Below are 16,207 nucleotides of genomic sequence, written 5' to 3'. Positions count from 1 at the left end.
TGCAAGATTTGTGCAACTTTACTAAGGAAGGCACTAAAATCCGGCTCATTGCCTCCTTCCTTTCATTCCTTCCGCCTGCATGAACTATAAAAGCCCCACAGCGTGGGGCCTTACAAGGTTAGCAGCTCTACAGTGGCTTCTAAAGCAGCTCTATAGTCGCTCTTCAGTTTCTTCTTCAGCCGCTCCACAGCAGCTTTATTTGGTACATTAACTCACCAGCACTATCTTCCTGTCTGCTCAATAACTTTTTACTATTATGTCCTTCTGTAAAAGATGATCATCCTCTTCCGCTCAATTGTCCAGCTTACGGACATCCACCTTGACGCTGAGTGTTCCGGCTCCGCCGCGGTATACGCCTTTTACCGGAACAATATCCTTGTAATCCCGGCCGTGGCCCAGCTTGATGTATCGCCAGTTCACTTCTGCATTATTAGTCGGATCGAAGCCGAGCCAGCCCGTTCCGGGGATATGCGTTTCGACCCAGGCATGGGAGGCCTGTTCGAAATCGGCATTTCCGCCCTGCAGATCACCGACAAAATGGTATCCGCTGACGTAACGCGAAGGTAACCCGACACTCCGGCAGACGGCAATCATCAGATGGGCATAGTCCTGGCAGACGCCGCGCTTAAGCTTGAGCGCTTTTTTGACCGTAGTATTCACACTCGTCGCTTCGGGATCATAGGTAAACTGTTCATAGATGGTCGAAGACAGCTTTTTCGTCCAGGCATACATATCATCGGCTTCATCAAAAGGATGCAGCGACGCGAACTCCACCAGCTCCGGTGTAACCTCCGTGTAACGGGTCGGCAGAACGAATTCAATGTACCGGTTCTGGAACTTTTCATCATTCAGCAGCTTAACCTGATCTTCGAGCGGGATATGCGGAAGGTCCGCACCCTGCGATTTATCCAGCGTTACTACAGTCGCCTTTGTATGAATCACCATCTCTGTATGCGGCTTATTCACCGAATAGGCATGTACCCGGTTGCCGAAAAAATCCTCATAGGTCAGCAGATTGGCAGCCGGAGTAACCTCCACCTCGTGATGATAGCAGGACTGCCGGTAGTTCGTGCGCGGAGTCAGCCTGATTTCATTGACACTGTCCGTAACCGGCTCGGGATAGGAATAGGTTGTCGTGTGGTTGATCTGTATCTTCATACATAGGCTCCTTCGCGGCGAAAAAAGGCGCCTTCCATCGTCTTTCCTAAACGCTGGCAGGAAATCATCAGGGAATCCAGAACATCATCGACGTGATCACCGGCCATCTCTTCTTTTTCCATGTAATCCAGTTCAGCCTTAATCTTGCCGGCCTGACGGATAACCTTCTCATGTCCTGAGCCCTTCTCGGAGGAATCCAGCTCCAGCCTGGCCAGATGCTCCTCCAGCTTATGGAAGGAGAAACGAACCGAACGCGGGAACCGTGCATTCACAATCAGAAATTCCAGAATGCACTCCGGCGTCATATCATCCGCATAATAACGTCTGAAAGACTGATAGCCGCTCACAGATTTCAGCACAGCCTGCAGCTGGGTATAGATGGTACTGTTCTCCTTAGATTTGCATGATACGGTAACAGCCTGCAGAATCCGCGTCGTGTTCTCGGCACGCTCCAGAAACCGTCCGCTTTCTATAAAATGCCATTCGTTGCCGCGCAGCATCACTGACTGCTCTGCACCCAGGAACATGGCTGCACGCTCTTTAATCTGTTGATAGAATTGATGCGGGCCGCTCATAATATCCGCTACTGACTGCTCACCGAGCCAGAGATTAAAGCCGTTGACAATATCCCACAGCTCGCTCGGCAGATGCTGACGCAAGGTACGCAGATTATTCCGCGCCTGATGCACACAGGAGAATAAGGAATTGGCATTGCCTAAGTCGAGGGTAATGAAAGACAGCACATCCTGCTCACAAAAGCTGTCAAACTGCTTAAGATACTCATTTCTGACCCCTAACGCATCAATTAGCCTAGACCACTTATGGCCCTCTGACTGAAAATCCTCTTCCTGCTGAATATGATAATGGACATCGATCAGCCGCGCATGATTCTCCGCCCGTTCAATGTACCGTCCGATCCAAAACAAAGCTTCCGCGTTGCGATTCAGCATCGTCACCACTCCTCCGCTTCCACATTTTGATGCTGCACTTTGTTCCTCCTATCCGGCTTAAGCCGCCGGCATCAGGCCATAACCCAGGTATCCTTCACTCCGCCTCCCTGGGAAGAGTTCACGACCAGTGAATTTTCCTTCATTGCCACCCGGGTCAGGCCGCCGGGGATGACATGAGGCTTGCGGTCCGCACCCATCAGTACAAAAGCCCGCAAATCGATATGGCGCGGTACCATGGATGCACCGGATAAGACAGGCGCCCGTGACAGCGACATGATCGGCTGGGCAATATAACGGGCCGGGTCAGCCAGAATCTTCAGCCGGAAATCTATCAGCTCATCCTTTGTCGCTTCACTGCCGATCAACATACCGTACCCGCCGGAGAGTGATGTCTCTTTGACCACCATTTCAGAGAGGTTATCCAGCACATATTGGCGCTCCTGCGGCCGTGAGAGCAAGTACGTCGGTACATTGCCCAGTATCGGCTCCTCGTTCAGGTAATAGCGGATCATATCCGGAACATAGACGTACATGGCCTTATCATCTGCGACCCCTGTGCCAGGAGCGTTGGCGATTGCGATATTGCCTGCCCGGTATGCATTCATAAGTCCGGCCACGCCCAGCAGCGAATTCGGCTGAAACGCCAGCGGATCGATATAATCATCGTCCAGGCGGCGGTAGAGCACATCTACTCTGCGCAGGCTGTTCATTTCCTTTAAATAAATCTTGTGATCCTGAGCGACCAGATCGCGCCCTTCAACCAGATGAATGCCCATCTGCTGGGCCAGAAAAGCATGCTCGTAATAAGCTGAATTATATTCACCCGGCGTTAACAGGGCAATTACCGGATCTTTGGTTCTGGACGGAGACAGGCTCCGAAGCACTGACAGAAACCGGTTAAGGCTGTGATCCACATCCCGGATGGAGCTGGCGAAGGCCAATTCAGGAAATAACTGGTTCATTAGTGATCTGCCTTTAAAAAGGTAAGAGAAGCCTGACGGCGTACGCAGATTATCCTCAAGCACATAATACTCGCCGTCATGATGGCGGATCAGATCAATGCCCGAAGTCGTCACATAAGCCCCTCCGGGTACTCTGAGGCCCGCCATTTCGGGACGGAAGTACACGTTGCTGATGATCATCCGTCGCGGTACAATTCCATCCTTGACAATGTATTGCTCATGATAAATGTCGTGAATAAATAAATTAAGTGCTGTAATCCGCTGGATGATTCCAGCCTCAAGCCGCTCCCATTCACCCTTGGGGATAATCCGGGGGATCATATCGAAGGGAATCGTCCGTTCCATCGGCTGATCCTGCGCCGGGTTGTACAGTGTAAATGTAATTCCTTCTTCCATCATCCGCCGCTGCATCAATTTCTGCTTAGCTTGCAGCTCTTCGGGGCTCATCCCGTTAAACATGCGGCTCACATGCTTGTAATGAGGCCGGATACTCCGTTCATCGGCATACATTTCGTCGTAAAAATGCTCCAGCGGATACGGAGAGATACCGGGCAAAGGATCTAATTTGGACATGAGCCCGACTCCTTTCGGATGTTCAAATGTGTTAAGTTTGTTTACAAATTAATTTAAATTTATAGATTTAATCACGAAAAACTTTAATTCTACTCTCATAATACGTAAATGATAATCTTGATGTCAATATATATAACAGCAAAATGGAGTTTATGAACCATTTCGCATTCTTGGAATCGCTTCCTTTCTCCTGAGCGTATTTTCCGGGTGCTGTAATGCTGAGGATACAATGAATTGTATGCGGGAGGGCTGACAAGCAGTACTATTATGAATTTTTCATGTGTTGAAATTATTATGTATATGGTGCGATTTGAAAGTACCGTTAAAATGACTGCTGCTCTTCATACAAAAAGACCCGCTCACCAGCCATTGCCGGTAAACGGATCCTATCAGAGTGAAGCCGATTCTCTTAGATTTGTTATTCGTTCTCTTCGTCCGGGTCAGCCTCTTCCTCGCTGATCAAGCCGGCAAACAAGGCATGTACAAACTGCGTGGAGTCAAAGGCCTGCAGATCGTCCATCTTCTCGCCAAGCCCGACCAGCTTCACCGGCAGGTTCATTTCCTGGCGGATGGCCACAACGATACCGCCCTTAGCTGTGCCGTCCAGCTTGGTCAGCACGAGACCCGTGACTCCGCTTTTTTCACCAAACAGCTTAGCCTGGCTGAGCGCATTCTGTCCGGTTGTCGCATCAAGCACCATCAGTACTTCGTGGGGAGCACTTGGAATCTCACGCTGGATAACCCGGAAAATCTTGTTCAGCTCTTCCATCAGATTCGATTTGTTCTGCAGACGGCCGGCCGTATCACAGATCAGCACATCCACATTCCGCTGCTTGGCAGCCTGCACGGCATCGAACATAACCGCAGCCGGATCAGAGCCCGCCTGCTGCTTGATTACGTCCACTCCGGCACGCTGGCCCCACACCTCAAGCTGCTCTATGGCTCCAGCGCGGAATGTATCGCCTGCTGCCAGGAGAACTTTTTTGCCCTCTTGCTTGTAACGGTGGGCCAGCTTGCCGATCGTTGTTGTTTTGCCGACACCGTTAACGCCGACAAACAGGATCACGGTGATGCCGTCCGGATTTTCCTTAAGGCTGTTGTCATCATCACCGCGCAGCAGCTCCATCAGCTTGCGGGAAAGAATCGGCTGCAGCTCCGAGGCATCCTCAATACGCTTTTGCTTAACCTCTGCACGCAGCTCTTCTACAAGTGTCATTACCGTGTTAACACCTACGTCTGCACCGATCAGAATCTCTTCGAGCTCTTCATAGAACTCCTCATCAATCTTTTTGCGGCGGATGATCAGGTCGGAGACCTTCTCGACGAAGCCCTTGCGTGTTTTCTCCAGCCCGTCGCGGAAGCTTTTTGTTACACTTTCTGTTTTACCGGAAATACTGTCCTTCAGTTTCTTAAAAAAGCTCATTGTGGTCCCCCTCAATTACGGGATTAGCCTTGACAGAATTTCCAGCCGTCACTTTTCCCTTTGTTGTTTTCAATTAACTATGCAATAATCGCTTCTTCATCCTCCAGCTTCACGGAGACGAGCTTGGATACGCCGCCCTCCTCCATTGTGACGCCGTAGAGCACATCTGCTTCCTCCATTGTGCCCTTGCGGTGGGTTACGACGATGAACTGGGTCTGCTCCGAGAACTCACGCAGGTACTGGGCGAAGCGGACGACGTTGGCTTCATCCAGCGCCGCCTCGACCTCATCCAGCACGCAGAACGGAACCGGCTTAACCTGCAGAATGGCAAACAGGAGAGCCATCGCCGTCAGCGCGCGTTCACCGCCGGAGAGGAGCTGCAGGTTCTGCAGCTTTTTACCGGGCGGCTGGGCTACGATATCAATGCCGGTCTCCAGCATATTCTCCGGGTTGAGCAGCTGCAGATCGGCCCGGCCGCCGCCGAACAGCTTCGAGAACACCGTTCCGAATTCCCGGCGGATGGCATCAAAGGTCTGTTTGAAGCGTTTGGACATTTCCTCTTCCATTTCATGTATCACATGATACAACGTTGTCTTAGCCTCTACCAGATCATCCTTCTGGCTGCTGAGGAAGGTATAACGTTCATGCACACGCTGATACTCCTCAATAGCTCCCAGGCTGACTTCTCCGAGGGCAGAAATACTGCGCTTCAGCCGCTGTACTTCCATCTGGGCTGCCGGAACATCCTCGGGAACCGGGTAACGCTGCTTAGCCAGCTCATAACTCAGCTCATAATCCTCACTCAGCTTGCGCAGTATGTTGTCCAGCTCCACATCAAGCCGGCCGACTGACACCTCGGTCGTGCGGAGCTTGTCCTCCACAGCCCGGAGTGCCTGCCGCTGATCTTTGGTCTCGCCTTCAGCCAGCTCCAGCTTGCGGGTCAGGGCTGCACGGTCTGCACGGGCAAGATCAAGCGCTGCCGCACTTTCGTCCCGCTTCAGCCGGTAGCTGTTCAGGTTCTCCTGCTGCTTCACCGCTTCACGGACATTCTCTTCCAGATCCTGCTCAATCGTCATAAGAAGGCCGCGGCTCTGCTTCAGCTCTTTATCCTGAGATCCGGCATCCTGGCGCATCCGGCGCAGCTGTTCTTCCAGTGAGAAAATCTCCTGGTCCAGCTTGCCTTCTGACACCTTCATACCGGTCAGTTTGCCCTGAAGCTCTTCCTTGGCGGATTCGCTCGCTTTACGCTCAGACTCGGCATTTCGGATCGCCTCATGGGCAGCCTTTTCCTCCTGCTCCAGGCGGGCAAGCTCAGTTACCGCCTGTACCCGGCTTTCCTCCAGCCCCTTGACCTCTGCCTCGAAGCCGCTGCGCTCTGCACCGGCACCTTCTACCTGCTCCTGCACATGGCGCAGCTCCTGCTCCAGCTGTTTCAGGTCGCCGGCTACGCGCTGCTCTTCCAGCCGTTTCTCGTCTCCGTCGTGACGCAGCTGCTCCAGCTTACGCGAGGCATTCTCCTGTTCATCCCTGAGCCGGCCGATGCCCTGCTTCAGCTTGGCGATCTGGCGCTCACTTTCTTCAATCTCGCTGAACAGCTGGTCCAGCTGCCGCTTGCGGCTCAGCAGACTGTTATTTTTTTTATGCTGGCTCCCCCCGGTCATTGAACCCCCGGCGTTTACAACATCACCTTCAAGCGTCACAACCCTGTAGCGGTACTGGCATCTGGCCGCAATCTTATTAGCCTGCTCCAGATTCTCGGCAATGACCACATTACCCAGCAGACTGCCTATAATACTGCTGTATTTGTCTTCAAAGCTCACCAGCTCAGAGCCGATACCAACAAATCCTTCAGCACCCTCTACCATGCTGCGGTCACTTCCGGTTATCTGGCGCGGGCGGATAACATCCAGCGGCAGAAAAGTCGCCCGGCCTAATTGGCGCTGCTTCAGAAAGGCTATCGCCTGACGGGAGACTGCTTCATTGTCCATAACCACGTGCTGAAGCGAAGCGCCAAGTGCTGTTTCCACAGCCATTTCCAGGCGCTCAGGCACAGAAATCAGCTCAGCGACCGCACCGTGCACACCGTTTAGCTGTCCTTTACGGGCTCCCTTGAGCACTTCCTTGACTCCGAGCATAAAGCCGTCGAAGTCATCCTGCATCTCCTTCATCGTCTCATGCCTGGACACCTGCGCTTCGCGCTTCTGCTCCCATTTACGGAGTCCTGACTGCGTCTCTTCAATCAGCTTATGCCGTTTGTTTGTCTGCTCACTCTCGGTAATATAGCTGTTCCGCAGATTCCCGATCTCTTTGCCGAGTGCGCTAATCCGGTCCTTAAGCGTCTTCTGCGAAACGGACAGCTCCTCCAGCCGGGCAGTCCATTTGCCGCTTTCTTCAGCGCTGCGGCTCATCCGCCGCTCCAGACTCTCCTTCTGCTGGTCCGCATAACGGATCTCATTCCTGGCCTGGGCCATCAGATTCATCAGCTCAAGCAAAGCGCTCTTCAGCTGCTCTTCCTTGCTCTGGCTGATACCGACGGCAACGCCCTCCAGCCGGGTCTCTTCAGCGGAAAGCTGACTGCGTAAATCCTCAAGCGCCTGACGGGCCTTCTCCAACTTCAGCTCCAGCTCAGCCAGCTCCCGCTGCCGGTCTGCAGAGCGTTCACCAACAGACCCAAGATTAGCCAGCAGCTGCTCCCGGTTGGCTTCAAGGTTTTTTTTGCGTTCCTTCAGGACCTCACCATAGCCCTCATTCTTCTCATACGCCTCACTGTAGCGGAGCAGCTGCTCCTGCAGCTTCTCTACCTGCTCTTCCAGTGACCGCAGCTCAGCACGTCCGCTTTCAAGCTTGGCATCATGGGCGGATACAACGGTCGATAGCTCCAGCTGTTCCTTGCCCAGCACCTCAAGACGTGCATTGCCTTCCTTCCATGCGGTATGAATCCCTTCGATCTGATGAACGTAGACCGAAATTTCCAGCTGCTTCAGCTGCTCACGCAGCTCTTTATACCGGATCGCCTTCTCAGACTGCTCCTTCAGCGGACCAATCTGATCCTCCAGCTCGCTGAGCAGATCGTGGATGCGCAGCAAGTTCTGCTCCGTATCGTCCAGCTTGCGTCCGGCTTCCTTTTTGCGCGATTTATATTTAACAATACCGGATGCTTCTTCAAATATCCCCCTCCGGTCCTCGGAACGGGTGCTTAAAATTTCCTCAATCCGTCCCTGCCCGATAATGGAGTAAGCCTCACGGCCGATACCGGTATCCATGAACAGCTCTGTGATGTCCTTCAGCCGGCAGGATTGCTTGTTGATCAGATATTCACTGTCTCCGCTGCGGTGTACCCTCCGGGTTACAGTTACTTCGCTGAAATCCAGCGGCAGTACATGATCTTCATTATCCAGAGTAAGCGAAACCTCGCCATAGTTAACTGCTTTCCGCGCATCACTGCCCGCGAAGATAATATCCTCCATCTTGCCGCCGCGCAGCGACTTGGCGCTCTGTTCACCAAGCACCCAGCGGATACCGTCAGAAATATTACTTTTGCCGCTGCCGTTCGGCCCTACTACAGCCGTAATGCCGCGCACAAATTCCATTTCTGTTTTGTCGGCAAAAGATTTAAAGCCAGCCAATTCGATCCGTTTCAAAAACATAACTCGCCTATCACCTCTGAACTATTATAACATAGCGTTCTCGAAATAACCCCACAAAGTGGCTCTCTCCATCGATGATGAATCAGGTACTTTGCGGGGACCCTGAGACGAAAAAGAGCAGCAAAAGTCTGACCTCCGCCTTAACGCCGGCATTCAGACCATTGCTGCTCTCCTCCGCTAATTGCCTCGGGTAGCCTTAGCTTGTACATTTACAATTGCTGTATTCAAGCGCCATCTTCCTTGAGCCGCAAAAGTGCTGCTGCTGCAGCCTGCTGTTCCGCTTCCTTCTTGGAACGGCCGTTACCTCTGCCAAGTGATTGGCTGGACATATAGACCTCAGACACAAATTCGCGCTCATGCGCCGGTCCCCGCTCTTCAATAATCCGGTATTCCAATGTACCTAATCCGTGGTGCTGGATCAGCTCCTGAAGCTCAGTCTTGAAATCGCTCATCTGCATTTGCAGCTTGCCGTCCGTCTCCACCAGCGGAAATACGTGATTATCCAGGAAGCGGCGTACAGTCTCCAGCCCCTGATCAAGATAGAGCGCTCCCACGAAGGATTCAAACACATCAGCCAGCAAGGCCGGGCGGGTTCGCCCGCCCGTAAGCTCTTCCCCTTTGCCCAGCAATACAAACCGCCCGAAGCCGAGACTTTCGGCAAACTTGACCAGTGAAGGCTCACATACAATTGCTGCTCTCAGCTTGGTCAGCTCACCTTCTGGCCTGTCGGGCAGCAGGTTGTACAAATATTCAGAAACCGTCAGCTCCAGCACAGCATCGCCCAGAAATTCCAGACGCTCATTATCCTGATGCTGGTTGAATCGGTGTTCGTTCACATAAGATGCATGGGTAAAGGCCTGCTTCAGAAGTACAGGATCGTGAAATTGGATTTGAAGTTGGCTCTGTAACTGCTTCAGGTCTCCTTTCACTGCACTGTTCTCCCCTTACTGTTTATATTTTTTGAGAATAACGGTAGCGTTATGTCCTCCGAATCCGAATGAGTTGGACATAACAATGTTAAGATCGGCATCACGCGGTACATTCGGAACATAATCCAGATCACATTCCGGGTCCTGGTTGTCCAGGTTAATTGTAGGCGCAATTCTGTTCTTCTGCAGGGAAAGCCCGCAGATGATCGCTTCAACACCGCCGGCTGCACCAAGCAAATGGCCGGTCATCGACTTTGTCGAGCTGATAGCTACCTTATAAGCGTGGTCTCCAAGCGCCTTCTTCACGGCAGTCGTTTCCGACTTGTCGCCGGCAGGTGTGGAGGTTCCGTGCGCATTGATATAATCAATATCTTCCGGATTAATTCCGGCATCACGGATCGCCATCTTTATGCAGCGTGCTGCGCCGTCAGGGTCCGGATCAGTCATGTGATGTGCATCCGCACTCAGGCCGTAGCCGATAACCTCGGCATAGATCTTTGCCCCGCGCTTCTCGGCATGCTCCAGTGATTCCAGAATCAGAATACCGGCTCCTTCACCCATAACGAAACCGTCACGGTCAACATCAAACGGGCGGCTTGCCTTTTCAGGCTCATCATTACGCGTTGACATGGCTCTCATCGCGCAGAAGCCGGCCATACCTGTCGGACGGATTGTCGCTTCCGAACCGCCGCAGATCATTGCATCCGCGTCACCGCGCTGGATCAGACGGAAGGATTCTCCAATGGAGTGGCTTCCTGTCGCACAGGCAGTAACTGTAGTAGTGTTAGGTCCTTTAGCGCCGAGGTTAATCGACAGCTGGCCGGAGCCCATATTGGCAATCATCATCGGGATGAAGAACGGGCTCACGCGCTTTGGACCCTTTTCGAGCAGCAGGTTGTGATTGTCTTCCCATGTTCCCAGTCCACCAATGCCGGAGCCGACTGATACGCCGATCCGTTCTGCATCAATATCTTCACCGATCTTAAGTCCGCTGTCTTTCAGCGCTTCCTCGCCGGCGGCTACTGCAAACTGCACAAAACGGTCCATCTTGCGGGCTTCCTTGCGGCCAAAACGCTCCTCCGCATCAAAATCCTTAACCGAAGCTGCAATTTTCGTAGTGTAATCACTGACATCAAAGGCATCGACTGTAGAAACTCCGGATTTGCCGCTCATCAGGCTCTCCCAGAAGGTATCCAGATCCTTGCCCAGGGACGTTATTACGCCCATTCCTGTAATAACCACTCTATGACTCAAACGCAATCACCCCATCTGTAAGCTGTATACTTCATTGTTATGAAGCTGTGCTTTCTGAACTATATATAAACTTCAGTCCGCCAAGGCTTTCTGCCCGCGGTTCTGTTATTTTCCCCATATTAAGACGGCCAACGGCCTGTTGTAATGCTGTATACGTGTAAAATGAGGAGAAGTCCCGCCCCCTGGGGACGGGACCCTCAATCATATGACTCTAGGTATGAGATTGTATGTACTTCACAACTTCACCCACGGTCGTAATCTTCTCTGCATCTTCATCAGAGATTTCCATATCGAATTCATCTTCCAATTCCATAACCAATTCTACTACATCAAGAGAATCAGCACCCAAATCATCTTTGAAAGACGCTTCTAATGTTACCTCTGCTTCATCGGCACCTAAGCGGTCGATGACAATGCGTTTTACACGCTCCAATACATCGGACATCCGGTTCACCTCCTCTTTTGGTATTATACGAGATATGAAGTCAAAATACCATAGAGCATAAAAAACGCTTTCCGGCTGCCTCTTCCCGTTCCCTCCATAGCTGTTTAAAGCTTGCTTTAGCCTTACATGTACATGCCGCCGTCCACGTGAAGTGTCTGGCCTGTCATATAAGCTGCCCCTTGCGAGACCAAAAATACAGCCGTGTTAGCAATGTCCTCCGGCCGACCGAGCTGGGCAAGGGGAATCCCCTTCACCAGCTCGCTGCGGACTTCATCGGACAGCTCACGGGTCATGTCAGTATCAATGAAACCCGGTGCAATACAGTTCACCGTAATTCCTCGGGAAGCTAGCTCCCGTGCCGCTGATTTGGTCATCCCGATTACCCCCGCCTTGGCGGCGGTATAGTTGATCTGACCCGGATTACCTGTTACACCCACCACAGAAGAAATATTGATGATCCGGCCGTAGCGCTGCTTCATCATAGGGCGGGTAACAGCCTTCAGGCAGTTGAACACGCCCTTGAGATTTGTCTCAATGACCTGATCGAACTCTTCTTCCTTCATGCGCATAATCAGATTATCCCGTGTAATACCGGCATTGTTAACCAGAATGTCGATTCTGCCCCAGGTGTTGATTACCTCCTTGACGAGGTTCTCTGCCTGCTCACTGCTGCCGACATTCCCCTTGAGGGCAATGCCCTCAGAGCCCAGCTCGGCAATACGCGCAACTGTCTCCTGGGCTGCAGCTTCACTGCCGGAATAGTTAACGGCTACCTTAACGCCCTGCTCTGCGAGAGCAAGTGCAATACTGCGGCCGATTCCGCGCGATCCGCCGGTAACCAGAGCCGTCTGGCCTTTTAATGCTGAGAACATTGTATATCCCCTTTCCATCATATGACCGGTAATATTTCCAGGCAGCTACAGCTCAGCCTGAACACTTTCCAGACTGTTAATGCCGACAACCTTGACCGATTTGTCGATTTTGCGGATCAGCCCGGCCAGTACGCTGCCAGAGCCAATCTCAACAAAGGTATCTACACCAGCTGCAATCAGCCATTCCACGCTGTCCTGCCAGAGTACAGGTGAATATACCTGCTGCACCAGCAGTTCCCGGATTTCTTCCGGATTACTTACCGGCTGGGCAGTGACATTAACAACCACCGGCACAGCCGGAGCATTAAAGGTTACACGTGCAAGCTCTGCGGACAGGCGATCAGCTGCTGCTTTCATCATAGACGAATGAAACGGTCCGCTGACCTCCAGCGGAATTGCCCGTTTCCCGCCGGCTTCCTTAACCCGCTCCACTACAGCTGCAACACCTGTCTGTGAGCCGGAGACTACAATCTGGCCGGGGCAATTGACGTTAGCAAGTTCTACTATACTGCCTTCTTCAGAGATACTGCGGCACAATTCAGCAAGCGCCCCGCGCTCTGCGCCCAGCACAGCAGCCATTGCGCCTTGTCCGCCCGGCACCGCTTCTTCCATGAAGCGACCGCGCAGCCGTACCAGCCGCACAGCATCCTCATAGGAAAGTACGCCTGCGGCTACAAGCGCGCTGTACTCACCCAGACTATGGCCGGCTACAAAATCAGGCTTGATGTTTCTATCGCTAAGCGCTGCAAGATAGGCAACACTTGTTGTTAGAAGTGCAGGCTGGGTGTTCACCGTCTGCTTAAGCTCACTGTCCGGTCCTTCAAACACAAGCTGGCTCAGGTCAAATCCGAGTGCCTTGTTACCTTGTTCAAACACCGCACGGCTCTGCGGCAGTGCGTCATAAATATCCTTACCCATCCCGACAGCCTGCGCACCCTGTCCGGGAAAGACAAATGCAATTTTACCCATTGTAGAAACTCCTTCAAGTACCTGTGTATAAGCGGGTCAGCCGGCTGATACACAGGATTCATTATTCGTTTACCAGATCAATACGGAAGCGCCCCAGGTAAGTCCGCCGCCGAAGCCGACCATAAGTACCGTGTCGCCTTCCTTCATCCGGCCTTCCTCTGCCGCTTCCACCAGCGCAAGCGGAATGGAAGCTGCGGAAGTATTAGCGTAACGGTCTACATTAATCACGCATTTTTCTTCGGGCAGATCAAGACGCTGCATTGCTGACTGAATGATCCGGATGTTCGCCTGATGCGGTACAAACAGATCAATATTTTCCTTAGTTAGTCCTGCTTTGGTGAGCACGCGTTCTGTAGCTGTACCCATCACGCGCACTGCAAATTTGAATACCTCACGGCCGTTCATGTAAATAAAGTGCTTCTTGTCTTCAATCGTCTGGTTAGAGGCCGGCAGGCGCGAGCCGCCTGCTTCCAGCTTCAGCAGGCTGCCGCCCGCCCCTTCTGCGCCCAGGTCAAACGACTGAAATCCGCGTCCTTCCGGAACCTCACCTATTATTACGGCGCCAGCCCCGTCGCCGAACAACACACAGGTATTACGGTCTGTGTAGTCGGTGATGCGGGAAAGCGTATCCGCCCCGATAACGAGCGCATTATTATACATTCCTGTCTTGATGAAGCTTGTTGCTGTTGCCAGACTGTAGACAAAACCCGAGCATGCAGCCGACAAGTCAAACGCCGCTGCACCTTTTGCTCCCAGCTTATCCTGCAGGATGCAGGCAGTGGAAGGGAACGAGGTGTCAGGTGTTATAGTGGCAACAATAATGAGGTCAAGATCCTCTGCCTTCATCCCAGCGGATGCCAGCGCCTTCAGTGCAGCCTCATAGGCCAGATCCGAAGTCGCCTCATGCGGTGCCGCAATATGCCGCTCACGGATACCTGTACGGCTGACAATCCATTCATCATTGGTTTCTACGATCTTTTCAAGATCGCTGTTAGTCAATATTTTCTCAGGCACATATTTCCCTGTACCGATAACCCCTACCGAACGCATCTGATTCATATCGTCACTCACTTCCCGCTAATTTCCTTGGATATGCCGGGCACAAGCCCTGCCTGCAGCGCGATCCGCGCCTGTCTGACCGCATTCTTGACCGCATTGCCGTCCGATGAGCCGTGGCCCTTTACTACCAGGCCGCTGAGGCCCAGCAGCGGCGCGCCGCCATGCTCTTTATAATCCATTTTACCCTTGAGGCTTCTCAGCTCAGGCATCAGGATTGCTGCGCCGAGCTTGGTTTTTAGGGACTTGCTGAACTGCTCCTTAAGCAGAGAGAACATTGCGCCTGCCGTTCCCTCCAGCGTCTTAAGCAGAATATTTCCGGCAAAGCCGTCGCAGACGAGAACATCACAGGCTCCTGTGAGTACATCGCGTGCTTCCACATTGCCGACAAAATGAATGCCAGGCTGTGCTTCCAGCAGCGGATATGCTTCCTTGGTCAGCTCATTGCCTTTACCGGGTTCTGTTCCGACATTCAAAAGACCCACCCGGGGCTTCGCAATCCCGTGCACCTTGCTGCGGTAGATGCTGCCCATCAGCGCGTACTGCGCCAGATGCTGCGGCTTCGCATCCATGTTCGCTCCGAGGTCCAGAGCCAGCACACCGACATCATCCAGGGTCGGAATCATCGGGGCGAGCGCGGGACGTTCAATACCGTTCATTCTTCCCACAACCAGCAGCCCGGTAGTCATCAGGGCTCCCGTATTTCCCGAAGAAATCATGGCATCGGCTTCGCCTTCACGTACCATCCGTCCGGCCACAACCATCGATGAATCCTTTTTGCGGCGGACCGCCTTCACAGGCTCCTCATCGGAGCTGATAACCTCTCCGGCATGACGCACCGTCAGGTTAGACGGCTTATTCTTTAGCAGCGGTGCGAGTCTGGCTTCATCGCCGACCAGCACCAGCTGGGTATCGCTCCATTCTGCGGCCGCAGCTAATGCACCTTCCACATTACATTCAGGTGCATTATCTCCGCCCATCGCATCAATGGCGATCAGCATTGCGGTTTCCCCCTTCGCCGTATTCTTCAACTGCAGAGCGGTACACTACGAAATGTCCCTGGAACACTAATTCTTCCCCGACATAAGTAAACACGTCCACTTCGGCCTTTCCGCCCCGGCCGGCAAGCGAACGCACCTGCGCTTTGGCAATACATTTCTCTCCGAGCCGCACCATCCGCACAAAGCGGATATCAGCAGACGCCGTCAGGGCAATCTCGTCATTGATAACGGCAACCGCCAGCGAATTGGCCTGGGCAAACACATAATGGCCGCGTGCGATTCCGTTCCGGGAGAAGACATGCTCCTCACGGATTTCAAATATGGAAATACCGCTCTTATCCAGCTGCAGATCGACAATGTCACCAATGATTTCATCAGGCGGCAATGAGCGGACCTGATCGTAGGAATGCTCCGCCATCTGCTTCATCCGTTCACGGAGCTCAGGGATCCCCAGCTCCAGCCTGTCCAGCCGGATGGTCTGGATGCTCACCTTAAGCTGCCGGGTCAGCTCCCGGTCGGTCACAAAAGGGTTGCCGTCTATAATCTGAAGCAGCTTCTGCTGACGCTCTTTCTTGGACATCCGCTCTATGGCGGCTCACCTCCTGGCATATGCTCCGGGTGTGAAACGGCTGAGCCCTGCATAATAGCCGGGTTACCGCTCCAACGGTTAATATAAGGATGAGATTTGGCAATATGCCTGTAGTATTCTTATATCTGATCAAAGCATCCGGCCGCGGAAGGCCGCTGTCATCATAACTTTTATGGTTAAAATTTCATTTTAGAACCAGGTACTAATATGTAGTATAAAGCATCAGCCGTCAAAAATAAAGCATTGACATGAAAGTTACGTCAACAAAGCTTGTACGCTCAGGTAGTGTCTGCTTCTTTCAATCTAAGTATAGTCTAATTTACACTAATCCGGTTCACACAGGAAATTTCACTTAAAGCAGGTACGAATGTTAATTCGG

The 16,207-nt window shown here is 52.6% G+C and carries 13 protein-coding genes; all 13 read right to left on the bottom strand.

Features of this window, described 5'->3' with window-relative positions; genetic code table 11:
* Positions 1-291: 291 nt before the first annotated feature.
* Positions 292-1,158: a transglutaminase family protein gene (locus tag R70331_RS13900; RefSeq protein WP_042176418.1), complete on the bottom strand. Its 867-nt coding sequence runs from the start codon at positions 1,156-1,158 to the stop codon at positions 292-294.
* Positions 1,155-2,108, bottom strand: a complete 954-nt coding sequence (locus tag R70331_RS13895; RefSeq protein ID WP_042176416.1) for an alpha-E domain-containing protein — start codon at positions 2,106-2,108, stop codon at positions 1,155-1,157. The genes R70331_RS13900 and R70331_RS13895 overlap by 4 nt, the downstream gene beginning before the upstream one ends.
* Positions 2,109-2,179: 71 nt before the next feature.
* Positions 2,180-3,643, bottom strand: a complete 1,464-nt coding sequence (locus tag R70331_RS13890; RefSeq protein WP_042176415.1) for a circularly permuted type 2 ATP-grasp protein — start codon at positions 3,641-3,643, stop codon at positions 2,180-2,182.
* Between the two features lie 418 nt (positions 3,644-4,061).
* Complete coding sequence (gene ftsY / locus R70331_RS13885; RefSeq protein WP_042176413.1) at positions 4,062-5,066, bottom strand: signal recognition particle-docking protein FtsY; 1,005 nt, start codon at positions 5,064-5,066, stop codon at positions 4,062-4,064.
* 77 nt (positions 5,067-5,143) lie between these two features.
* A complete protein-coding gene (gene smc / locus R70331_RS13880; protein WP_042176411.1) occupies positions 5,144-8,713 on the bottom strand; it encodes a chromosome segregation protein SMC in 3,570 nt (1,189 codons plus the stop codon).
* A 224-nt stretch (positions 8,714-8,937) separates the two neighbouring features.
* Positions 8,938-9,642 (bottom strand): ribonuclease III, encoded by a 705-nt coding sequence (rnc, locus tag R70331_RS13875; protein ID WP_042176408.1) that lies wholly within the window; start codon positions 9,640-9,642, stop codon positions 8,938-8,940.
* Positions 9,643-9,657: 15 nt separating this feature from the next.
* Positions 9,658-10,896 carry a beta-ketoacyl-ACP synthase II gene (fabF, locus tag R70331_RS13870; RefSeq protein WP_081947615.1) on the bottom strand — a complete coding sequence of 413 codons (1,239 nt, stop codon included), beginning with the start codon at positions 10,894-10,896 and terminating at the stop codon, positions 9,658-9,660.
* Between the two features lie 211 nt (positions 10,897-11,107).
* Positions 11,108-11,341 (bottom strand): acyl carrier protein, encoded by a 234-nt coding sequence (locus R70331_RS13865; RefSeq protein WP_019911228.1) that lies wholly within the window; start codon positions 11,339-11,341, stop codon positions 11,108-11,110.
* Positions 11,342-11,463: 122 nt separating this feature from the next.
* A complete protein-coding gene (fabG, locus tag R70331_RS13860) occupies positions 11,464-12,213 on the bottom strand; it encodes a 3-oxoacyl-[acyl-carrier-protein] reductase (RefSeq protein WP_042176404.1) in 750 nt (249 codons plus the stop codon).
* 45 nt (positions 12,214-12,258) lie between these two features.
* Positions 12,259-13,182, bottom strand: coding sequence for an ACP S-malonyltransferase (gene fabD, locus R70331_RS13855; protein ID WP_042176401.1), 924 nt, complete (start codon positions 13,180-13,182; stop codon positions 12,259-12,261).
* 69 nt (positions 13,183-13,251) lie between these two features.
* Entirely contained in the window at positions 13,252-14,241 is a 990-nt protein-coding gene (locus R70331_RS13850) for a beta-ketoacyl-ACP synthase III (protein WP_042182658.1), read from the bottom strand.
* A gap of 8 nt (positions 14,242-14,249) precedes the next feature.
* The gene (gene plsX / locus R70331_RS13845; protein WP_042176398.1) at positions 14,250-15,239 is read right to left on the bottom strand and encodes a phosphate acyltransferase PlsX; all 990 of its coding nucleotides are present in this window, start codon (positions 15,237-15,239) and stop codon (positions 14,250-14,252) included.
* A complete protein-coding gene (gene fapR / locus R70331_RS13840) occupies positions 15,223-15,819 on the bottom strand; it encodes a transcription factor FapR (RefSeq protein ID WP_042176396.1) in 597 nt (198 codons plus the stop codon). The genes plsX and fapR overlap by 17 nt, the downstream gene beginning before the upstream one ends.
* Between the last annotated feature and the right edge of the window lie 388 nt (positions 15,820-16,207).

It is taken from the genome of Paenibacillus sp. FSL R7-0331, assembly GCF_000758645.1.
In the GTDB taxonomy this organism is placed as follows: domain Bacteria; phylum Bacillota; class Bacilli; order Paenibacillales; family Paenibacillaceae; genus Paenibacillus_AQ; species Paenibacillus_AQ camerounensis.
This window is presented reverse-complemented; position numbering and strand designations above follow the sequence as displayed.